Here is a 22,469-nt window from a genome sequence, read left to right on the forward strand (position 1 = left end):
CTTTTGCCGGTAAGTGCTGAAAACCCAACGACCCCCTCAGGTCACCGGGACTCTGTGTGAAGTTAAGGGAGAGCAAAGGCAATGCAGCGTCGTTCATTCCTGATGGTGGCCGGTGTCGCCTTGCTCCCCTTGCCAAGTCTGGCGGCCGATATGCCGGCCCCGCCGCGGCCGCCCAAGCGGCCCAAGCGCATCGTGCAACTTGGCCGAACCCGCATCGATGACTACGCCTGGCTGCGTGATCCCAACTGGGCCAAGGTCTCGCGCGACACATCCCTGATGGACCCGGAAATCCGGGCGCACCTGGACGCCGAAAACCGCTATGCCGACGCAATGCTGGCCCCGACCAAGCGAACGCAGGCCGAATTCGTCCAGGCGATGCAGGCGCTGACCGGCGCCGACATGGCCAACCCGCCTTCGGCCGATGGCCCGTGGGATTACTACACCTATGTCCGGCCCGGCCAGGACCATAAGGTTTATGCCCGCCGCCCGCGTGGTGGTGGCGATGAACAGGTGCTGCTGGACGCGCAGGAACGCGCCAGGGGCCATGCCTATTTCCGCATCACCGAGGCCGAGCACAGCCCCGACCACAAGCTGTTCCTGTGGGCGGAGGATGTGGAGGGCGGGGACCGCCACCGTGTCTGTGTCCGCGACCTGGAAACCGGGACGGTCAGCACGACGCCCAATGCCGATGCCTATGGCTACCACGCCGTCACCTTCTCGCCGGACAGTCACTATGTGTTCTGGATCTGGCGTGACCCGCTGTCGCGGCCGGTGAAGGTCTATCGCCGCCCGGCGCGCGGGGGCGAGGATGTGCTGGTCTATACCGAACCCGATCCGGCCCTGTTCATGTCGCTGTCGCGCACGGCGTCCAATTCCCATGTCGTCATCCATATCCTGGGTCCGGATGTGGATGAGGTGCGGCTGATCCCCGCCGCCAACCCCATGGCCGAACCGCTGCTGGTGGAACCGCGCCAGCCCGGCCTACATTACAAGGTGCAGGAATGGGCCGGCGAACTGGTCATCCTGACCGATGCCGATGGCGCCCTGGATGGCAAGCTGATGCGGGCCAGCCCGGCCGCACCCGGCCGCGCGCAGTGGAAGGACTGGGTCCCGCACCAGCCGGGCCGCCATATCCTGGAAACCCTGTCTTTCCGCGACCATTTCGTGCGCCTGCAGCGCGTCGATGGCAGGCTGGAACTGGTGGTGACCGGCCGCGATGGCAAGGAGGGGACGGTCGGGTTCGATGAAGCCGCCTATGCCCTGACCCTGGCGCCGGTGCAGGAACATGAAGGATCGATCCTGCGCCTGATCTATGAAAGCCCGCGCACGCCGCGCCAATGGCTGGATTACGACACGGCCAGCGGCACGCGCCGCGTCGTGCAGGCGCAATCGGTGGGCAAGGGCTTCGATCCCGACCGGTACGAGGTGCGGCGCCTGATGGCTCCGGCCACGGACGGGGAACTGGTGCCCGTCACCCTGCTGATGCGCAAGGGGCAGAAGCTGGACGGTTCATCGCCGCTGCTGATCACCGCCTATGCGGCTTACGGCATCTCGTCGGAGGCGGAATTCTCCATCCCGGCCCTGGCGCTGGTCGACAAGGGCTGGGTCTTCGCAATTTCCCATGCGCGCGGCGGGTCGGAGAAGGGGCGGCGCTGGTTCCTGGAGGGGCGGCGCTTCAAGAAGAAGAACACCTTCACCGACTTCATCGCCTGTGCCGAGCATCTGATCAAGGAACGATATACCTCGCGTCGCCGCGTCGTGGCCTATGGGCTGTCGGCGGGCGGGCTGCTGATGGGCGGCATCCTCAACCTGCGGCCCGATCTCTGGGGTGGGGCCATCGCCCAGGTGCCGTTCGTCGATATGCTGAACACGATGAGCGACAAGGACCATCCGCTGGTCCCCGCCTTCCGTCCCGACTGGGGTGATCCGCTGGCCGATCCGGAGGCGTATGATTACATCGCCTCCATCTCGCCCTACGAGAATGTGAAGGATGCCGCCTATCCGCCGATCCTGGCCACGGCCGGCATCCGCGACGACCGTGTCTCCTATTGGGAAGCGGGCAAGTGGGTGGCAACATTGCGCGACCATAACAAGGGCCCGGCCCCCACCCTGTTCCATGTCGACATGGCGGCGGGGCATCAGGCGGGGGCGGGCTTGACCGACCAGTTCAAGCAGATGGCCCTGTTCTGGGCCTTCGCCGAACAGAGCCTGGTCTGGAGTAAGGGACTGAAATGAAGCTGGAAGACGCTATCGCCATCGGCCGCCTGGATGCGCATGGCCAAGCCGAACTGGTGCGATCGGGCCAGGTATCGGCCCCGGAGCTGACCGAGGCCGCCATCCTGCGGATCGAGGCGCTGGACCCGGCCCTGCAATCGGTCAGCTGCAAGGCCTACGATCTGGGCCGCACACGTGCCGCCGGCCCCTTGCCCGACCATGTGCTGGCCGGCGTGCCCTATCTGTTGAAGGACAGCCTGGATTATCCGGGCCTGCCCAGCCGGGGGGGATCGGCCAGCAAGCCGCTGACGCCCGTCACCACGGGCCATGAGTATGTCCGCCGGCTGGATGAGGCCGGTCTGGTGCCGGTGGGCAAGAGTGCGATGCCGGAATTCGGCCTGCTGGGCGTGACGGAACCGAAGATCGGCCCCGTGACGCGCAATCCCTGGTCCCATGCCCATTCACCAGGCGGGTCCAGCGGTGGGGCGGGGGCGGCCGTGGCGGCGGGTCTGGTGCCGCTGGCCCATGGCAGCGACGGGGCCGGATCGATCCGCATCCCCGCGTCGTGCTGCGGCATTGTCGGGCTGAAGCCGGGGCGCGGCACCACGGTGCGCGTGCGCGCCCGGCATGTCGTGGAAGACCTTCTGGTCGGCGACAGCCTGATGGCGCGGTCGGTGCGCGATGTGGCCGCCGGCTTCGCCCTGGCGCATCCGGGCCGGCCCGCACCCGTGACCGGTCCGTTCCATGGCAAGCTGCGCATCGGCATGATCCTGCCGACCCTGTCCAACCCGATGCCGTCGGTGGAGACATTGGCCGCCGTGACCGAAGCCTGCATGCTGTGCGCCGATCTGGGGCATGAGGTCATTTCCATCGGCTGGCCGTTCGACGCGCCCGAGGCCGACCGTGCCGAACGCACCCTCTGGTGCCATATCGGTGCCGATTGCGTGGATGCGGTGCGAGCCCAGGGGCGCGACCCCGCACAGGTGCTGGAACCCTGGACCCTGGCATTGGGCCGCATGGCCGAAGCCTTGACGACCGACGATCTGGAACGCGCCTGGACGCAGGTGGCCGAACTGCCCAAGCGTCTGCACGCCTTCTACCAGGACCAATACGACCTGATCCTCACGCCCACCCTGGCCGCCCCGCCGCCGCCGATCGGCTTCATGGCGCCGGACGTGGACCCGGCCATATTGATGGACCGCATGTTCCGCTGGCTGGGCTATACGCCCCTGCAGAACCTGTCGGGCACGCCCGCCATCTCCGTGCCGCTGTCCTGGACCAAGGAAGGGCTGCCCATCGGCGTGATGTTCGCCGCCGACCGGGGGCGGGAGGACCTGCTGCTGTCGCTGGCCTATCAGCTGGAAGAGGCGCGGCCCTGGAAGGATCGCTGGCCGGCGCTTTAGGGATTTTCCCCTTTCTACGTCATCCCGGCGAAAGCCGGGACCCAGGGGCCGCAAGATCAAACCTATACGCTGCGGGGCGGAATGCTGCTGACAGGTTTGGCGCTTGGCTCCTGGTTCCCGGCTTTCGCCGGGATGACGAGGGATAGGTTGGGTATTTCAGCCAGGACCCACAGTGGCCCGCCGCGTCCGCCGCCACCAGAGCAGCAGGCCGTAAACCAGCACATAGGTTAGGCCCATGCCGGTCAGCAGCGCCAGGATGCGGCCGGCCGTGCCCGCCGCCTCACCCGTGTGCAGCGGGTAGAAGGAGGCGACGAAGGACTTGGCGGCCGGCGCTTGCGTCACCGGCCAGGCGCCACGGATGCCGGCGTCATTGGCGTTGACGATCACCAGGCTGCCGCCATAGCCGCCGCGATACAGCTCGCCCGGTGCCCGCACCCACAGGTAATAGCTGGCATCGGCATCCGACGGCACGGTGGTGCCCACGAAGCGGCTGCCGGGAATGGCGGCCACGCCGGCCTGCACGGCCGCGGCCAGCCCCACGCCCGGTCCCTGCGGCGGGTTGGGGGGCAGCTGGATATCCTCCGCCCCCACCAGATCGCCGATCTCATGTTCGAACAGGATCAGGCTGCCGGTGCCGGCCAGCAGCAGGGCCGGGATCACCACCCACAGCCCCACGGCCTTGTGCAGGGAATAGGATCGCGCCACCGGATGCGCCGTCTTCAACGGTGTCAGCGCCCGGCGCCAGGTGCCGCCGCGCGGCCAGGCCACCACCAGCCCGAAGATCAGGTTGGTGACCAGCAGCAGACCCGTCACCACCATGATCCAATGCCCGACACGGCCGGCCAGCAGGTCGATATGGATGCCGCGGATCAGTTCGAAGAAGGTATATTCATCCGACGGCCGGTCGCGCAGCACGTCGCCCCCGCCGTCGATCCGCGCCTTGCGCGCCACGCCGTCGGCATCCGTGTAGTTCACGACATAGCGGTCGGGCAGGCCGGCCGTCGTCCAGATCCACACCACCCCCGGCCCCAGTGCCTCCAGCCGCTTTTCCACCGCTGCCATGTCGGTGGGCCGGCTGTCGGTGCTGATCAGCGCGTCATCCAGTTCGAAATGGAAGCTGAGCAGGGTGCCCGTGACCGCCTGGATCAGCCAGAACAGGGCCGCCCCCAGGCCCAGCCAGCGATGCAGCCGCACGAACCAGCCGCGCGGCGTCACCTTCTGCTGGCCTGATGATGGATTGGACATTGATACCCCCACTCGTTCCCACCTGATCCAGATGCCGTCTGTGCGCGCTACCCGGAACCTCCAGTTTCCCTGAACCACACGGGTCCAACCGCTTACCCTGTCGCTCTCCCAAGGATGGCGATGGCGGTCCGTGCCTCCGCCTCGTCCAGTGAGGCGAAACCGACGCGCAATCCGCGCGGTGCCTCGGGCCTGGCCATGAAGGAATTTGAACTGGCAAAGCGCAGCCCCGCCGCCCGGGCCCGTTCCTCGATCCCGTCCATATCCCCGGCAAAGCGCAGCCAGAAGGCCAGACCGCCATCGGGGATGCGGAAATCCACCCGGTCGCCCAGCACCCGGCGCAGTTCGGCGGCGAAGCTTTCGCGGCGGCCGGCATAGACCTGGCGCGCCTTGCGGGCGTGGCGGCGCAACTCGCCATTCTCGATCAGGATGGCGGCGGTGGTCTCCGTCACGCCATTGCCCATGCCGTCGCTCAGCGACACCATATGGGCCAGCGCATCCACCACCGGGGCCGGGGCCGCGACATAACCGATGCGCAGGGCCGGCAGCAGCAGCTTGGACAGCGATCCGACATGGATCACCTGTCCCGGCGCATAGGCCGCGATGGGCAGCAGCGGTTGTGACTGGAAATGGAATTCGTGATCGTAGTCATCCTCGATCAGGGCGAACCCGTGCTGTCGCGCCAGTTCCACCAGCCGCAGCCGCCGTTCGGGGCGCAGCGCCACGGTGGTGGGGAACTGGTGGTGCGGGGTGACGAAGGCGGCCTTCACATGGTGCAGGCGGCAGGCATCCTCCACCGCGTCCAGGTCCATCCCGCCCTCGTCCAGCCCCACGGGGATGATGCGGGCCCCCAGCGCCTGGAACACGGCCATGGCCGGTTCATAGGTCAGTTCCTCCACGATCACCGCGTCGCCGGGGCGCAGCAGGGCCATGGCGGCCAGGAAGATGCCGTTCTGGCTGCCCCGCGTGATGCAGATATTCTCCACCCCCACCGGCATGCCGCGCTGGGTCTTCAGCATGCCGGCGATGGCCTGACGCAGTTCCGGCACGCCGCGTGGGTCGCGATATTGCAGACCATTGGCGCGCGAGGCGCGGTGGGTGGCGGCGCGATAGGCCCTTGCCAGCAGTTCCGGCGGGAACAGTCGCCCGTCGGGCGCGCCCTCATCCAGCTTCAGTCCCGTGCCCCCTGGCAGGGCCAATGGGCGTTCCGGCGGGGTGTTGAAGCCATAGCCGGGTGTCGCGATGCCGTCGGGACGGGCGGCGGCCTTGCGCCTGGTCCCGCCGCTTTCCGGCAAGGTCACCGACACCATGGTGCCGCGCGTGGCCGTGCTGGCCAGCCAGCCCTGGGCGATCAGGTCCTCGTACGCCAGCACCACGGTCTTGCGGTTCACCCCCAGCATTTCCGCCAGCAGGCGGCTGGACGGCAGATAGGTGCCGGATGCCAGCCGCCCGCTCTCGATATCGTGGATCACCGCCTGGATGATCTGCATGTAGAGCGGTGCCGGCCGTGCGGCGTCGATCCGCTCGCTGAGACTGACCTGCCAGGTCGGTGCCATTGGACCCATCGATTTTAATATCTTGGTGGTTTCCTATGGTCCAATACCGCCCGATCATCAAGCCCTGACAACGGGTAATCCGTGGATCGCAGACGGGTAAACAGGGCATGTCCACCATTTTCGAGACTTACAGCGCGGCCGATATCCGCCATCTCATCGAACAGCATCCGCTGGCCTGGGTCATGACCAAGGACGGGGAGGAGGCGAGCCTGCTGCCCCTGGTGGGCGTCTATGATGAAGAGGGCGGGTTGACCGAACTGATCGGCCATTTCGCGCGGTCCAATCCGCTGAACGCCGCGTTCGCGCGTGATCCACGCGCCGTGATCCTGTTCCGCGGGCCGCAATCCTATGTCTCCCCCTCCCATGCCGGGCGGCGCGACTGGGGCCCGACCTGGAACTACGCGCAGCTGCGCGTCTGGGCCAACATCTCGGTGGAGGAGGGGCTGACCGCCCCGTCGCTGGACCTGCTGGCCGTACAGGTGGAGCGGGACATGGCGCAGCCCTGGGTGCCGTCGGAACTGGGCCCGCGCTATGACCAGCTGATCAAGCACATCGTCGGCTTCCGCGCCCGTGTCACCCGGACCAGCGCCAAGTTCAAGCTGGGCCAGGATGAACGGCCCGACACGCTGCGCAGCATCCTGGCCAACATGCCCGACAAGGACCTGGCTGGATGGATGCGCCGCTTCAATCCCGGCAGGTTCGAGGAGGGCAGCGATGTCTGATGCCGTGTTGATGATCGGCTGCGGCCGTATGGGCGGGGCCATCGCCAGGGCCCTGGTGGCCAGTCGCCGGGTGCTGGCCTTTGATCCGCATGCCGCCGCGCTGCCGGTGGGGGTGGAGCGGCTGTCCTCCCTGGCCGACGGGGCCGGTTGCGGCACGGTGATCCTGGCGGTGAAGCCGCAGACTTTTGGCGCCATCGCGCCGCAACTGGCGACGCTGGGACGCCCGGGCACGCTGTTCCTGTCGATCATGGCCGGCATTCCGCTGGCCCGGCTGACCGAAGCCGCCGGCGCTGGTGCCGCCGTGGTGCGCGCCATGCCCAACACCCCGGCCGCCATCGGCCATGGCATCAGCGCCGCCGTGGCCTCACCCGCCGTCACCGAGGCCCAGCGCGCTCTGGTGGGCCAAATCCTGGAAGCGACCGGGCAGTTGCTGTGGCTGGAGGGGGAGGGCGATCTGGATGCAGTCACCGCCCTGTCCGGCAGCGGCCCCGCCTATTTTTTCCGCTTCACCGAGGCGCTGATCCGCGCCGGCATGGCGGAGGGGCTGAATGCGGAAACGGCGACAAGGCTGGCCCGCCAGACCTTCATCGGTGCCGCCCGTCTGGCGGAGGAGGAAAATACTGGCCTGGACGAGTTGCGGCGGCAGGTGACCAGCCCCGGCGGTACCACGGCGGCCGGTCTGGGTGCGATGGAAGCGACCATCGATGGCTTGGCCGGGCAGGTGGTGGCCGCCGCCGCCGCAAGGTCGCGTGAGCTGGCGGGTTAGGAACGTTGGTTCCGCGCCGACCGGCGCGGCATGTGCGGTGTGTTGCCCAAACCGCCGCATGGCGGCGCCCGGCGCCTGAGGGAACATGAAGGAAAAAGGACCATGTTCGATCTGTTGAAGGGGGTGCGCGTCGTCGATCTGTCCACCGTGGTGCTGGGCCCCTATGCCACGCAGCTGGTGGCGGACATGGGTGCGGACGTCATCAAGGTGGAGACGGTCGCCGGCGACGTGTTCCGCGCCGCCCGGCCAGGCCGGCCGGGGGGCGACGGGGCGGGTTTCCTGAACCTGAACCGCAACAAGCGCTCCATCGCCCTGGACCTGACCAGGCCCGACGACAAGCGCATCCTGGAACGGCTGGTCGCCAGTGCCGACGTCTTCGTCCACAACATGCGCGAGAACGCCGCTCGCAAGCTGGGCCTGGACTATGCCGCGATCAAGGCGGCCAAGCCCGACATCGTCTATTGCGCGGCGCGTGGCTTCGGGCGTGGATTATATGGGGACGAGCCGGCTTATGATGACTGCATCCAGGCGGCGTCCGGCCTTGCCTGGCTGAACGCCGACGCCAATGGCGAACCGCGCTTCGTGCGCACCGTGATGTGCGACAAGGTGGCTGGGCTGCATCTGGCCTTCGCCATTGCCGCCGGGCTGGCCTCGCGCGGCCGCACGGGCGAGGGATGCCATGTCGAAACCCCGATGTACGAGGCGATGGCGTCGTTCCTGCTGATCGAACAGCTGTCGGGCCAGAGCTTCGTGCCGCCGCTGCCCGACCGCGGCTATGGGCGGTTGAACTCGCCGGGCCGCCGGCCCTACCGCACGCGCGACGGCTACGTCACCATCATGCCCTACACGGCCGCCCAGTGGCAGCGCTTCCTGCGGCTGGTGGGGCTGGAGGAACTGGCCGCGTCCCCCGACGTGACTAACGACCAGCAACGGTCGCGCAATATCGACCGGCTGTACGGTCTGGTGGCCGATGCCGCCCCGCAGCGGACCTCGGCGGAATGGCTGGACCTGCTGCGCGGGGCCGACATCCCGTGCGCACCGGTCAACCGGCTGGAGGACCTGCCGGATGAGCCGCACCTGGCCGGCTCCGGCTATTTCCGCACCATGACCCATCCGGTGGAAGGCGGGCTGATGTACACGGCCCCGCCCTTTGCCAGCGACACCGCCCAGGAACTGCCCGACCGCCCCGCCCCCGCCCTGGACGCCGACCGCGCGGCGATCCTGGCGGAGTTGGGGTTGGCGTAGGTCAGGTCGAGGGGCGAAGCCCCGAGCCCTGACATTCATCCGCATCGTCGTTCGTCAGGGCTCGCCTTCGGCTCGACCTGTCCTACGGCACCCCCCACATTTGAAGGAAGCCCCATGGACAAGCCGCCCCGTTCCTACCTCATGCGTAAACCCATGGAACTGGCGCGGCAGGACGCGGAAAGCGGCGGCATGACCCGCACGCTGGGGCCGCTCCAGCTGATCTTCATCGGCATCGGCTGCATCGTCGGCGCCGGGGTCTATGTGATGACGGGGGCGGCCGCGGCGCATTATGCCGGGCCGGCCGTCATCCTGTCCTTCCTGATCGCGGCATTGGCCTGCGGCTTCATCTGCCTGTGCTATGCGGAGCTGGCCTCGGTACTGCCGCTGTCGGGGGCGTCCTACGCCTATGCCTATACGGTGCTGGGGGAGGTGTTCGCCTGGGGGCTGGGCTGGATGCTGATGCTGGAATTCGGGCTGGCGGGAGCGGCGCTGGCCGTCGGGTTCTCCGGATATCTGGTCAGCCTGCTGGGCGATTTCGGCGTCGTGGTGCCGGCGGCCATCTCCACCTCCTGGCTGCGGGCCCAGGGCGGGGCCGGCGGGGTGGTACTGGTGCCCGATGGCGGTGTCAATCTGGTGGCTGTGGCGGCGCTGGGCGTGGTGACCTGGGTGCTGATCCGCGGCATCCGGCAATCGGCCTTCGTCAATACCGTGCTGGTGGTGGTGAAGGTGGGCGTGCTGATCGGCTTCGTCCTGGTCGGCGCCGGCAAGGTGGACAGTGCCAACTGGCTGCCCTTCATCCCGGAAAGCGAGGGCGGGTTCCGCTATGGCGTGCCCGGCATTTTCCGCGCCGCCTCCATCCTGTTCTTCGCCTATCTGGGGTTCGAGGCAGTGGCGACAGCAGCGGCCGAGGCGCGCAAGCCGCAACGCGACGTTCCGCTGGGCATCCTGGGGGCGCTGGTGGCCAGTTCGGTGCTCTATGGCGCCGTGGCCCTGGTGATGACCGGGCTGGTGCCCTTCACTGCCTTGGACGCACCCGACCCAATCGCCGTGGCCGTGGGCGCCGTCGGCATGCCGGTGATGGCCGTCATCATCAAGACCGGTGCCTTGACCGGGCTGGCGTCCGTCCTGCTGATCAACACCTATGCCCAGTCGCGGGTCTGCCACGCCATGTCCAGCGACGGGCTGCTGCCGCCGCGTTTTTCCAGCCTGCATCCGCGTTTCAACACCCCGGGCTTCGCCACCATCATCGTGGCCGCCATCTCCGCCTTGGCGGCGGCCCTGTTGCCCATCACCCTGCTGGGGGACATGGTCAGCCTGGGCACGATCTGTGTCTTCTCCACCGTTGCCATCGCGGTGATGAGGCTGCGTGTCACCCATCCGGACCTGCCGCGCCCGTTCAAGGTGCCGTTGGGCGGGATCCGGGTGAAGGGTATGTGGATCGGCATCGTGCCGGTGCTGGCGCTGGCATCCTGCGTGATGATGGCGGGGCCGGTGCTGGATGATGTGATCACCCGCGCCATCCATGGCGAATGGACGCCGGCTTTGATCCTGCTGGTCTATATCACCTGCGGTGTGATGCTGTATCTGGGCTACGGCCACCGCAATGCGCGCATCCGCGCCAAGGTTTAAGGGATGGGCCTCGCCGTCAGGCGGGGCCGCCGATCCGCCTGGCAATGAACGCCGCCCCGTCGGCGATGGCCCGGCGGGCCAGGGCCGAGATCGACATGGCCTCCAGGAAGCTGTGCAGTGCGCCCGGATAGATCACGCATTCCACTTCCACGCCCGCCTGTTTCAGCCGCTCATGCATTTCCAGGCTGTGTTCGGCCACCAGGTCCAGTTCCGGCACGGCCAGGAAACAGGGCGGGAAACCGCCGACATCGGCCAGCAGCGGGCAGGCCTGGGGATCCTCCTCATCCTCCGGCCCGCGCAGGTAATTGGCCCAGTATCCCCGCGCCTCCTCCCGATGCAGGATCGATCCCGGCCCGCCGAACCGCGCCTCCGCTTCATCCGATATGGTAGCGGAGAAGCCACCATAGTTGGACAGGATGGCCTTCACCAGCCCTGCCTCACCCCGATCCCGCAGCCGCAGGAAGGTGGCAAACGACAGATTGCCGCCGGCGCTGTCGCCACCCATGGCCAGCCGGTCGGGATCGACGCCCCAGCGCCCGGCATTGTCCCGCAGCCACAGCATCAACCCCTCGATCCGGTTCAGCGCGGTCGGGTATTTCGCTTCCGGCGACAAGGGGTAGTCGACGCCGATGACGACGAAACCCCCACGTGAGGCATATTCGCGCATCAGCCGGTCATGCGTGTCGATGCTGAACAGGGTGAAGCCGCCGCCATGGATGTAAATCATGGCCGGTAGGGGCGTGTCGTCATTGGTGGGCCGATAGACCCGGACCCGTAATTCCCCGGCGCCGGGATCGAAGCTGCGTTCCAGGATGCGCGCCATCACCGGCCCGCCCACGGTCCAGCGCGCCCGCACCTTTTCCGCCGCCACCCGCTGTTCGGGAAACGACAGGCTCTCGAATGGCGGGAACTGCTTCCAGTCCTGGCGCATCTGGTCCACGAAACGGGCGATATCCGGGTCGATCCTGTCCATTTCTTGGCCCTTTCCAACGCTTGGTTTTGCCGGGTGAAGGGTGGGTCGTGCCTGATATCCGTGCAACGGGACGAAAGGGTAAGACGCCCGGCAATCGGGTAAGAAAACAGGACGTAAAGCCTTGTTCCGCCAGATACCCGCTGCGTCTGCGTCTGAGTTACCCGTCTTTACCCGGCATTACCCTGTTTAAGACACCCCTCCCGGACGGGGTTGCGCCAAGCTGATTTCCGGCAAGAGGCGAGCGGACACGGTCGGGCCGTGAACGAACGTCCGTGCAATCCAAAAATCAATGGTGCTGGCCAAGTACAGCAGGGATGGTAAAGGGGACTACGATGGAAATGATGCTTACCGAGACCAAGACTGCATTGTCGATGAAGGCGCTGCGACTGGCGCTGCTGTCGACCCTGGTACTGCCGACGGCGGCGATGGCGCAGCAGGGCGGCACCGACGCGCTGGAAGAGATCGTGGTCACCGCCGACCGCGCCATCGTCGGCACCAAGACCAACGCCGCCCTGACCGAGACGCCGCAGGCCATCAGCGTCATCACCGACCAGGAATTCCGCGACCGCACGGCCGTGGACCTGCAGGACGTCTACCGCTACAGCGCCGGCGTGGCCGCCGCGACCAGCATCGACAGCCGCGGCGACTTCGTCACGGCCCGCGGCTTCGACGCCGCCCAGTATCTGGACGGGCTGAAGCGCATGCCCGACTTCATCTACGGCGCCCGGCTGGAGACCTTCACGCTGGAACGTGCCGAGGTGATGCGCGGCCCGTCATCGGTGCTGTACGGTGCGGGCGGCCCCGGCGGTATCCTGAACGGCGCCAGCAAGACCCCGAAATTCGACACGGGCGGTGAGGTCGGCATCGTCGTCGGCACCGACAAGCGCAAGCAGATCCAGGGCGACGTGACCGGTGCCCTGTCGGAGACCGTGGCCGGCCGTCTGGTGGCGGTGGTCCGTGACGGTGAATCGCAGTTCGGCACGCCCGACGACCGCATCCTGGTCAACCCGTCCCTGACCTGGGAGATCACGCCCGACACCGACCTGACGCTGATCGGCCTGTACCAGGATGACAGCCAGGGCTCGCTGGCCTATCACCCGCTGTCCAAGTCGCTGCTGGCACCGAACAAGACAGTCAAGGTCGCCCATAATTTCTATCAGGGCGAAAAAGATTTCGGCGGCATGGACACGAAATACACGTCCGGCACCGCCATCCTGACCCACAAGTTCACCCAGGATATCAGCTTCAGCAGCCGTACCCGCTATTCGCACATGGATACGGACTACAAGGAGGTCTATGGCGACCTTTCCGACGGCGGTTACGCCGTCTATGTCAGCCCGTTCGCCGATGCGGCCCAGACGCTGATGCGCCGCGAATTCTATGTGAACCGGGAGAAGAGCAAGGTCCTGAACACCGACAACAATCTGGCTGTCGTGTTCATGACCGGCGAGATCAAGCACCAGATGCTGTTCGGCATCGATTACACTTGGTTCAAGCAGTCCAAGGATGAGGGCTTCTCCTGCTCCGGCTGGCTGTTTGCCCCCTGCCATGCCGGTGGCAGCCCGCCGCCGATCAATATCTACAACCCGCAATATGGCGCGGATTTCAGCTGGGGCTACACCAATTTCCTGGATTACAAGAGCACGCAGCTGGGCTTCTATGTGCAGGACCAGATCAGCTTCGGCGAGCGTATCCACATGCTGCTGGGCGCCCGGCGTGACCGGTCCACGTCGGATCGCAACGATGTTCGCGAGCTGAAGCAGAATGCCTGGTCCTATCGCGGCGGCCTGATCGGTGAGCTGTTCGAGGGCTTCTCGCCCTATATCAGCTATTCGGAAAGCTTCCTGCCCGTGCCGGGCGGCGACTTCTTCGGCAATGCCTTCAGCCCCCGCACGGCCCGCCAGTATGAGGGTGGTGCCAAGTGGGAGCCGATGCGCGGCGCCCTGTTCACCGCCGCCTATTTCGATATCGAGGAAAGCAACTACGTTTCCGCCGACCCGAACAATATCCAGAACTTCATCCAGGGTGGTTCGGTCGGCTCCAAGGGCGTGGAGTTCGAGGCGACGATCCGCCTGCCGGACGATTACGAGGTCGCGGCCTCCTACAGCTACGCCAACCCGAAGGTGTTGACCGCCAGCTCGACCCTGGCAGCCGGCACCCGGATCATCGACATCCCCAAGCAGATGGCCTCCCTCTGGGCCGCCAAGACCGTCGAGGTCGGGGCGGACTGGGTGGTCAAGGCCGGTGCCGGCGTGCGCTATATCGGCAACCGCATCGACACGACCCAGACGCTGCTGACCCCGTCGGAGACGCTGGTGGATGCCATGGTTTCCGCCACCTATGGCGATTGGGTGGCCTCGGTCAATGCCAGCAACCTGTTCAACACCAAGTATTATGCCAGCTGCGGCCTGTCCTCTCCGCCGGACGGGTTCTGCGTGCCGGCCAAGGACCGTACGGTCCTGGCGTCGCTGACGCGCAAGTTCTGATGATGTAGGAAGGGCGGCTTCGGCCGCCCTTTCGATTTTGAGGGGAACTGATTGATGTCGATGCTTTCAGGCCGCCTGGGCCGGCGTTCCGTTGAGGGGCTGTTGCTGCTGTTGGGCACGACGGCTTTGGTTTCCTGCGGGGACAAGGTTCCGGCCGCCGATCTGCTGTTCACCAATGCCCGCGTCTATACCGTGGAAAAGGCCCAGCCCTGGGCCGACGCCGTGGCCGTCGACGATGGCAGGATCGTCGCCGTGGGCACGGCCGCCGACCTGGCCCGGTATAAGGGCGAGGACACCAAGGTGATTGACCTGGGTGGCAAGCTGCTGATGCCGTCCTTCGGCGATGCCCATGCCCATCCGGTGTTCGGCGGCCTGGCCTATTCCCGCTGCTCCCTGCATGCCGGCAAGACGCTGGAGGATTACCAGCGGATCATCGCGGCTTGCGTCGCGGCCACGCCCGGCACCGGCGTGATCTATGGCGTGGGCTGGCAGGATGCGTTGTTCCCGCCCAACGGCATTCCGCGCAAGGAAGTGCTGGACGCCGTCTCCAAAGACCGCGCCCTGATCTTCGACAGCGTCGGCGGCCACAGCAACTGGCTGAATTCCAAGGCCCTGGAACTGGCCGGCATCACCAAGGACACGCCCGACCCGGCCAACGGCCATATCGACCGCGATCCCAAGACCGGGGAGCCGGTGGGTGGTTTGCAGGAAAGCGCCCAGGCGCTGGTCCAGCACCTGATCCCGCCGCCGACCGCTACGGATTTGCAGAATTCCATCATCTATACCGCCAAGCTGTTCAACAGCCTGGGCATCACCAGCTGGCACGATGCCGGCATCCCGGTGGAGCCCGACGGGTCCAGCCCCGTCCTGGAGGCCTACAAGGCCGTGAAGGACAAGGGCGAGTTGACCAGCCATGTCGCCATCGCCATGAAATGGGAGAACGGCCGCGGCCTGGACCAGATCCCCGGCATCCTGACTGCGGCCAAGCGCGCCGAAAGCTATGGTTTCCAGGCCAAGGCGGTGAAATTCTACGCCGACGGCGTCATCCCGCAGAAGACGGCGGCGATGATCGAACCGTACGAGGGCGACCCGCACAATCACGGCACCCTGCAGATCACGCCGGAGATTTTCGGCCAGGCGGTGACGCAGCTGGGGGCCAAGGGCATCCAGCCCTATGTCCACGCCATTGGCGACATGGCGACGCGTGCGGCCCTGGATGCCTTCGACAAGGCCAAGGCCGCCAATGGCAGCATCTACCGCCCGATGATCACCCACATGAATGTCGTGGACCCGGCCGACCAGCCGCGTTTCGGCCAGCTGGGCGTCATCGCGCAGTTCCAGGCCACATGGGCCAGCAACTATCCCTATATGGACCTGACCAAGCAGGTGATCGGCCCGGTGCGGTCGCAGTCGATCTATCCGGTGAAGAGCATCCTGAAGGGTGGCGGCATCATCGCCTATGGTGCCGACTGGCCCGTGGCCACCGCCAACCCGCTGTCGGGCCTGCAGGTGGCCATCACCCGGGTGAATTACGAGGACACGGCCAGCCCGCCGCTGCTGCCCGGTGAGGTGCTGACCCTGGAAGAGGCGGTGAAGGCGCATACGGCCGACGTCGCCTATGCCAACAGCATGGAGGGCTTCACCGGCACCATCGCGGCCGGCAAGAGTGCGGATCTGGTCGTGCTGGACCAGGACATCTTCAAGGCCGAACCGATGCAGATCGGCAAGACCAGCGTGCTGCTGACCCTGTTCGAAGGCAAGCCGGTGCATGGCACGCTGGAACAGTTCGGGGGAAAGCCGGCCCAATAGGGCCGGCGGACCGGTCTGGGTGTCGATCACTACCCCGATTTCCCCCACAAACCGTCACCCCGGCGGAGATTGCTGAAATCTGGCAGCCCAAACTTTACGGCGCAGGCGTCCAATTTGCATACCGCATCCTCACGGCCACTGCATCGCCGCGCGCAGCACCATCGTCACCGACCGCGCCGGCACGGTGACATGGCTTTCGCCGTCCAGCACCTTGTAGCTGCTGCGCAGCCCATAGGTCGACAGCGGCTCCAGCCGCTTGGCGAGTGCCGTACTGTCGGTGACGGTCACCTCTGTCTCCTCCCGCTCTCCCGCCAGCATCAGCAGGCGGGTGCCGCGGCCCAGCGCCGGTTCCTTCTCCAGCTTGGCCTTGAAGGCTGGCTCCTCGGCAACGATGGCTTGGCTGTCCCACCAGATCGATGGGCTGGCCGCGATGATGGTGTGGAAGGCGCCGGGCCGGGAATAGAGCACATGCAGCGCGAACAGCCCGCCCAGCGAATGGCCATAGAGTGATTGGCGCAGCGGATGGGTGGCGTAGCGCCGGGATATCTCCGGCCGCAGCTGGTCGATCAGGAAAGCCGCGAACTGGTCACGTCCGCCGGCCGGGAAATCCTTGTACAGGGCCTTCAGGGCCGGTGTGGCGATGGGGGCGGTGAAATCGCCCATGCGGCGGCTGTCATAGGGCGTATCGACGGGATAGCCGATGCCCACCACGATCATCTTGTCCTGACCGTCCTTATAGACGCTCTGGATACGCCGCGCCTCCGCGAAGCCGGCGAACATGGCGTTGCCGTCCAGCACATACAGCACCGGATAGCCATCCTTGGGTGCCTCGCCTGCGGGCCGTGAGACGAAGATGCGATAGGTCTGGCCGTGGGCGGCCTGGATATCCCAGGTCTCCGTATCGGGCATGGCGACCGGTATCACCGGCGCGGGGGCCGCCGCCAGGGCGGGCAGGGGGGACAGGGCCAGCAGGCAGGCGCCCAGCAGCAGCGGCTTCAGGATGGATTTCCGCATGGATGTTTCCCCCGTTTCAAGCGACCGGCGGCCGGCGGTGCGCCCACGGGTGGGCCGCCTCCAGGCTGGTGCCCAGCGCCAGTAGCAAATCGTCGCCACCATGGCCAGTCCAGAACATCGCCCCCGCCGGCAGCCCCTCCGCCCCCTCGAACAGCGGCAGCGACAGGCCCGGATATCCGGCCATGTTCTGCAGCTGCGTATGGTTCACATGGCGGAAATGGTCGTCCCACAGCCCGTCGAACTCCCGGTCGGGCGCCAGCACGCCCAGCTTGGGCGCAGTGCTGCCGGCCACGGGGCTCAGCACCACATCGAACTCCTCCCAGAACCGGGCCAGGTGCAGGTCGATGCGGCCGATGGCGGACAGGGCATTGGCCAGATCGTGGGGCGTGATGTCCTGGCGCCGTTCGGCCAGCCGCAGGGTCCAGGGTTCCAGCAGGTCGCCGGCCACCGGCCCCAGCTTGGCTTGGAAAATATCTGCCACCTCGCCCGCACCATAGGACCACAAAATGTCGAAGGCGCGGTTCAGGGCCGCCATATCCAGCGGCAGTTCCTTGTTCTCCACCTTATGGCCCAGATCGGCGCAGAGCTTGGCCGATTTCCCGATCATCGCCACGATGTCGGGTTCCGGCAATTGCCCGTCCAGCCCGGACAGGCTGACCGCGATGCGCAGCGGCCGGTCCAGGACCAGCGTCCCCGGCTTCTGCGTGCGCAGCGTCTGCGCCGCCCACACCGTGTCGCGCATCGACCGTCCGTAAAGACCGTCCGACGCCAGCAGATCATCGATCAGGCTGACGGCGCGGGCGCGCAGGTTCCAGTTGCGGCTGGGCTTGAAGCCGATGATGCCGCAATGCGACGCCGGAATGCGGATCGACCCGCCGCCATCGCTGCCCGTGGCGAACGGCACCAGGCCGGCGGCCACCGCCGCCCCGGCCCCGCTGCTGGACCCGCCAGCCCCGCGCGTCGGGTCCCAGGGATTGCGGGTGGGGCCATAGACCAGGGCCTCGCCCGACCCGATCAGGCCAAATTCCGGCATGGTCGACATGCCGACGGGGATCAGCCCCGCCGCATCCATGGCAGCGGCGAACGGATAGCGGTTGCGACCCACCCGGTCACGGCAGGCGCGCGACCCCGATACCCAGGGAAATCCCGGATACTCCATCGATGCCTTCAGCAGATAGGGCACCCCCGCCATCGGCGCCGACCGGTCGATGCGGGCGGCCTGCGTCAGGGCATGATCGGCCGCGATATGGCTGACGGCATTCAGGGTCGGGTTCAGGGCGGCGATCCGCTCCAGTGCCGCTTGCACCGGGGCATGGGGCGGCACCTCGCCTTTGGCTACCAAAGCCGCCTGGTCATGGGCGTCCAGCAGGCTGAGTGCTTTCAGGTCGGTGACCATCATTTCCTCTTGAGACGCAGAACGATGAGATAGGCGACCGCTGCCAGCAGGGTGGCATCCAGGGCCGGCACCGTGGTGAGCGACAGGTCAAGGGCCATGGCCGGGATGGTGACGGCGAGCGAGCCCAGCCATACCGCCACCGCTTCCCAGCGGATGGCGGGCGCATCTTCCTGTTCGGCCACACCCTGGCGTAACACCATGAACCCGTCGATGACATAGACGGCGGCGATGGGCGGGATGATCAGCCCCAGCGCCACCAGGAACGGGATGAAGCTGTTGATGATGCCCAGCAGGGCGAAGGTGCAACCGACCACCCCGCCGCCCAGGATGAACCAGACCTGCCGGGCCCTGGGGAAGGTGGCGGCCATGGACAGGCTGGCGGAATAGAGGTTCAGCGCATTGATCGTCCATACCGACAGCAGCAGCATCAGCAGCGCCGGCACCCCGAAGCCCAGCCCCACCACCAGCTTCATGATATCCGTCTGTCCCGTCGCCAGGGCGATCAGGGCGGACACGACCATCAAAACCGGGGCCGCGAACGGGAAGGACAGGGCCATGCCGACCAGGGCACCCTTTTCCGTGCGGATGAAGCGCGCCAGATCGGGCATCGCCGCCACGGTCAGCATGTTGCCGCCGACCAGGGCCGACAGGGCGATGCCGAAACTCATCGGTACCGGCGGGTTTTCCACCGGCGCCAGGCTGACCGGCCCGGCATCGAGTGCCATGTAGCAGACTGCGATCAGGATCACGCCGACCAGCGGCACCGCCACCATGGCCAACCGGTCCAGGGTGCGGAAGCCGAAGATGGTGGAAATGGTGATCAGGACGCTGCCGATGACCACGAAGCTGCTGAAACTGCCGGGAATGCCGAACCCATCCTCGGCCGCCGCCACCATGGCGTCACCGAAGAAGGAGACATTCACCCCGAACCAGCAATAATGCACGATGGCGATCACCAGATTGACCAGTGCGGCCCCCTTCACCCCGAACGACCGCTGCACCAGCAGATATGTCGTGAGCCGCGTGCGCACGGAGATGATGGCGGTCAGGCAGGCCCCGGCGCACAGCACGATGCCGGCGACCAGGGCCGCCGTCACGGCATGACCGAAGCCCAGCGCCAGGCCCGTCTGGGCCCCGTTGAGGAAGCCCGGCAGGGAGAAGGTGAAGCTGGCGATGATCAGGGCCACGCGCCAACCGGCGACGGTCAGGTGTTCGGGCAGCGGCCCGGATGCATACGCGTCGCTGGATTGGCCGTGGCTCATGCGCCCTCGATCTTGTTCAGGGTTTCAATGGGGGTGAAGTGCGGATCGAAGCCGAACGCCCCCGGCCCCATCAGGGCCAGTGCCGCCGGTTCCCGTAGCATGGACGGGGCCGATGCCGCGATCACCTTCACCCGCTGGCCGTATTTCAGGCGCTCGGTGGTGATGGTGTCGGCTGTCTCCCGGTCCATGATGGTGATCAGGTCGGGCACCATGGCCCGGACCTCGCCATTCAGCTTGGCTACCAGATTCTCGTTCTGGAACAGCACTTCCATATGGCCGCCGCCGCCGAACCCGTCGATCACCACCTTGCCGATGGAGAAGCCGCCGCGCGTCTCCCGCTCCAGATCGGTGATCTTGCCATCGAACAGGGTCAGGCAATGCGGGTAAAGGCCGGTGGCGCGCAGGGCCGCCGCCAGCGCGTCGAACGGATCGCGTCGTTCGGCCCGCGCATTGCGGATGGCGGCACCGATGGCGATGGCGGCACTGACGCTGCCGGGGATGGACTGGTGCTTGGCCTGGGCGCCGGTCAGCGGATATTCCACCATATGGGCGATGCCGCCCAGGGCCACCGACAGGCCGCGCGCGATGCGTTCATGCGTCTGGTTATTGTCCGTTTCGATCACCGCCAGCGATCCGCAGGCCGCCGTCAGCACAGACGGGCAGGCCGACACGCCGCGGACATTGAAGATCACCATCTGGCTTTCCGGGAAGGCGCGGCCCATCCCGTCGCAATCGACCACCGGCACGCCCAGTTCCGCCGCCGCGATGAAGGGCGCCAGACCGTTGCCGCCGCCGATTTCCACCGGCAGGACGGCGTCGATCTTCCGGCCCATGATCTGTTCCAGGCGCCTGAGGCCGGCCACCGTCTCCCCGCCATTGGGCAGCTTTTCCACCGACACGGTGGGCGCGCCGATCCAGCCGCAGGGGGCGACCAGGGCATCGTCGGCAAGGTCGGACGGGGAAATCAGCTCGAATCCGCCCGTCCGCTCGAACGCGGCCTCGGCCAGCAGCAGCCCGTAATAAGGATCGCCACCGCCGCCGGACCCCAGGAACGCCGCACCCCGTGCCAGATCGGCCAGGGAAGCACGATCAATGCGCATGCTGGACCTCCTGATGGACGGACAGGTCGCCGACCGCCTTCAACCGCACCTGGGCCGACCGGCCCGGCAGGTAGGACAGGAACACTTCTTCCATATCGACAATCTCGATTGTATCGGGGTCACCGCCGGCCGCGACCACGCGCGCCGTGGCATCTTCCTTCAGGCGAGCCAGGGCCGTCTCGCGCGGGATGGCGGCATAATCGACTATCTGTTCGATCTGCGCGCCGATCTGGGCGATGGCGGCACCCACCGCGTTGGCCACGTCGGCATGGGGCGGGCGGATGACCTTGGCCGCCCCCTTCAGATCGTCGGCGACCAGGAAATGGCCGCCGCCGACAGCGATGATGGTGGCATCGCCGCGCGCCGTCTTCATCCGGTCCACCCCGTCGGCCAGCATCGTCTGGATGCGGGTCCAGATGGTGTTCAGCGTGGCCGGCCCCAGGTCTGGCACGCGTGAGGCGTCACCGAAGCTGGCCTTGCCCGCCGCCACCGCGATATCGCTGGTGGTCAGCGTTTCGCCGCCGAACAGGAAGGCGTCCTGCGTGATGCGATAGCCCACGGAATCCGGCCCGATGCGCAAGGTCTCCCCGTTCAGATGGACACGCGTGCCCCCACCCAAGCCGATGGCCAGGATGTCGGGCATGCGGAAATTGGTGCGCACCCCGCCAATATCCACCGCAATGGAGCTTTCGCGCGGAAAACCGTTGGCCAGCACGCCGATATCGCAGGTGGTGCCGCCGACATCCATGACGATCCCGTCCTGCACCCCGGTCAGGAAGGCGGCACCGCGCATGGAATTGGTGGGGCCGGACCCGATGGTCATCACCGGATAGCGGGCGGCATAGGCGGCGGAGATCAGCGTCCCGTCATTCTGCGAGATATAGAGCGGGGCGGACAACCCCAGCTCCCGCAAGGCCCGCTCGAACGAGGCGATGACATGCCGGGCCAGGCTGGCCAATGCTGCATTCAGGATGACGCCGTTTTCCCGCTCGATCAGGCCCAGGCGGCCGATGGCGTGCGACAGGCTGATCTCCGCTTCCGGATATTCCTGGCGCAGCACGGCGGCGGCGCGCTCCTCCATGGCGGCATTGATGGGGGCGAAGGCGCTGCTGACCGCGATGCTGGTGATGCCGCGTTGCTTGCAAGCCCTGGCGGCCGCCCGCACCTTGCCCTCGTCGAACGGCGACATCTCGCGCCCGTCCACCTCGTACCCGCCGGGCAGCAGGAAGCAGTCGCGGCCGATCTGCGCGGCCAGTTCCGCCGGCCAGCCGGTCAGGGGCGGCAGCGCCTCACCCGACGGGCTGGCCAGCCGGATGACGCCCACGCGGTCCAGATGCTTGCGCTCCACCAGCGCGTTGGTGAAATGCGTCGTCCCGATCATCACGGCCGTGACCGTGGCGGGCGACGTCCCGGCCTTGGACAGCACGGCGGTGATCGCCGCCGCGACGCCCGAGCTGACATCCGCTGTCGTGGGCTGCTTGGTGGAGGCCACGACAAGGGTGCCGTCTATCAGGACGGCATCCGTGTTCGTTCCACCCACATCGACGCCAATGCGCACTCCTCAACCCTCCCCACGCCTAAATCACCCCTGGATTAGAGGGAAGCGCACCCCGATGCGGCAACGCGGAAAACGGGTGTAGGCGGGTGGGAAC

Annotated in this window: 16 protein-coding genes; 8 read left to right on the forward strand and 8 right to left on the reverse strand. The window is 66.9% G+C overall.

Annotated features, from left to right (window positions below; genetic code table 11):
• The first annotated feature begins 81 nt into the window (after positions 1-81).
• Together ACM9HJ_RS14925 and ACM9HJ_RS14930 are read left to right on the forward strand one after the other, a co-directional pair.
• On the forward strand, positions 82-2,235 hold the full coding sequence (locus ACM9HJ_RS14925; RefSeq protein WP_416572537.1) for a S9 family peptidase: 2,154 nt from the start codon (positions 82-84) through the stop codon (positions 2,233-2,235).
• On the forward strand, positions 2,232-3,617 hold the full coding sequence (locus tag ACM9HJ_RS14930) for an amidase family protein (RefSeq protein ID WP_416572538.1): 1,386 nt from the start codon (positions 2,232-2,234) through the stop codon (positions 3,615-3,617). Before ACM9HJ_RS14925 ends, ACM9HJ_RS14930 begins: the two co-directional genes overlap by 4 nt.
• A gap of 156 nt (positions 3,618-3,773) precedes the next feature.
• Here the strand turns inward: ACM9HJ_RS14930 and ACM9HJ_RS14935 are convergent, their stop codons facing one another.
• Both ACM9HJ_RS14935 and ACM9HJ_RS14940 read right to left on the reverse strand, forming a co-directional pair.
• Positions 3,774-4,862 carry a PepSY-associated TM helix domain-containing protein gene (locus ACM9HJ_RS14935; protein ID WP_416572539.1) on the reverse strand — a complete coding sequence of 363 codons (1,089 nt, stop codon included), beginning with the start codon at positions 4,860-4,862 and terminating at the stop codon, positions 3,774-3,776.
• A gap of 92 nt (positions 4,863-4,954) precedes the next feature.
• The gene (locus ACM9HJ_RS14940; RefSeq protein ID WP_416572540.1) at positions 4,955-6,415 is read right to left on the reverse strand and encodes a PLP-dependent aminotransferase family protein; all 1,461 of its coding nucleotides are present in this window, start codon (positions 6,413-6,415) and stop codon (positions 4,955-4,957) included.
• A gap of 107 nt (positions 6,416-6,522) precedes the next feature.
• Here ACM9HJ_RS14940 and ACM9HJ_RS14945 point away from each other — a divergent pair, with 107 nt between their 5' ends.
• The 4 genes from ACM9HJ_RS14945 (at position 6,523) to ACM9HJ_RS14960 (ending at position 10,777) form a co-directional block, all read left to right on the forward strand.
• On the forward strand, positions 6,523-7,137 hold the full coding sequence (locus ACM9HJ_RS14945) for an FMN-binding negative transcriptional regulator (protein ID WP_416572541.1): 615 nt from the start codon (positions 6,523-6,525) through the stop codon (positions 7,135-7,137).
• A complete protein-coding gene (gene proC / locus ACM9HJ_RS14950) occupies positions 7,130-7,903 on the forward strand; it encodes a pyrroline-5-carboxylate reductase (RefSeq protein WP_416572542.1) in 774 nt (257 codons plus the stop codon). Before ACM9HJ_RS14945 ends, proC begins: the two co-directional genes overlap by 8 nt.
• A 102-nt stretch (positions 7,904-8,005) precedes the next feature.
• Complete coding sequence (locus tag ACM9HJ_RS14955) at positions 8,006-9,148, forward strand: CaiB/BaiF CoA transferase family protein (protein ID WP_416572543.1); 1,143 nt, start codon at positions 8,006-8,008, stop codon at positions 9,146-9,148.
• A gap of 114 nt (positions 9,149-9,262) precedes the next feature.
• Positions 9,263-10,777 (forward strand): APC family permease, encoded by a 1,515-nt coding sequence (locus ACM9HJ_RS14960; RefSeq protein WP_416572544.1) that lies wholly within the window; start codon positions 9,263-9,265, stop codon positions 10,775-10,777.
• Positions 10,778-10,793: 16 nt separating this feature from the next.
• Here the strand turns inward: ACM9HJ_RS14960 and ACM9HJ_RS14965 are convergent, their stop codons facing one another.
• Positions 10,794-11,750 (reverse strand): alpha/beta hydrolase fold domain-containing protein, encoded by a 957-nt coding sequence (locus ACM9HJ_RS14965; protein ID WP_416572545.1) that lies wholly within the window; start codon positions 11,748-11,750, stop codon positions 10,794-10,796.
• A gap of 332 nt (positions 11,751-12,082) precedes the next feature.
• Here ACM9HJ_RS14965 and ACM9HJ_RS14970 point away from each other — a divergent pair, with 332 nt between their 5' ends.
• The gene (locus ACM9HJ_RS14970) at positions 12,083-14,236 is read left to right on the forward strand and encodes a TonB-dependent siderophore receptor (RefSeq protein WP_416572546.1); all 2,154 of its coding nucleotides are present in this window, start codon (positions 12,083-12,085) and stop codon (positions 14,234-14,236) included.
• A gap of 54 nt (positions 14,237-14,290) precedes the next feature.
• Positions 14,291-16,045, forward strand: a complete 1,755-nt coding sequence (locus ACM9HJ_RS14975; RefSeq protein WP_416572547.1) for an amidohydrolase — start codon at positions 14,291-14,293, stop codon at positions 16,043-16,045.
• A 129-nt stretch (positions 16,046-16,174) separates the two neighbouring features.
• Here the strand turns inward: ACM9HJ_RS14975 and ACM9HJ_RS14980 are convergent, their stop codons facing one another.
• Genes ACM9HJ_RS14980 through ACM9HJ_RS15000 form a run of 5 tightly spaced genes read right to left on the reverse strand, consistent with a single transcriptional unit; the run spans position 16,175 to position 22,375 of the window.
• Complete coding sequence (locus ACM9HJ_RS14980) at positions 16,175-17,059, reverse strand: alpha/beta hydrolase (RefSeq protein ID WP_416572548.1); 885 nt, start codon at positions 17,057-17,059, stop codon at positions 16,175-16,177.
• A 16-nt stretch (positions 17,060-17,075) separates the two neighbouring features.
• On the reverse strand, positions 17,076-18,458 hold the full coding sequence (locus ACM9HJ_RS14985; RefSeq protein ID WP_416572549.1) for an amidase: 1,383 nt from the start codon (positions 18,456-18,458) through the stop codon (positions 17,076-17,078).
• Positions 18,455-19,717, reverse strand: a complete 1,263-nt coding sequence (locus ACM9HJ_RS14990; RefSeq protein WP_416572550.1) for a cytosine permease — start codon at positions 19,715-19,717, stop codon at positions 18,455-18,457. Before ACM9HJ_RS14990 ends, ACM9HJ_RS14985 begins: the two co-directional genes overlap by 4 nt.
• Entirely contained in the window at positions 19,714-20,817 is a 1,104-nt protein-coding gene (locus ACM9HJ_RS14995; RefSeq protein ID WP_416572551.1) for a DUF917 domain-containing protein, read from the reverse strand. The genes ACM9HJ_RS14990 and ACM9HJ_RS14995 overlap by 4 nt, the downstream gene beginning before the upstream one ends.
• The gene (locus ACM9HJ_RS15000; RefSeq protein WP_416572552.1) at positions 20,807-22,375 is read right to left on the reverse strand and encodes a hydantoinase/oxoprolinase N-terminal domain-containing protein; all 1,569 of its coding nucleotides are present in this window, start codon (positions 22,373-22,375) and stop codon (positions 20,807-20,809) included. The genes ACM9HJ_RS14995 and ACM9HJ_RS15000 overlap by 11 nt, the downstream gene beginning before the upstream one ends.
• Positions 22,376-22,469 lie beyond the last annotated feature (94 nt).

Origin of the sequence: Niveispirillum sp. KHB5.9 (genome assembly GCF_048066115.1) — a bacterium.
In the GTDB taxonomy this organism is placed as follows: Bacteria; Pseudomonadota; Alphaproteobacteria; order Azospirillales; family Azospirillaceae; genus Niveispirillum.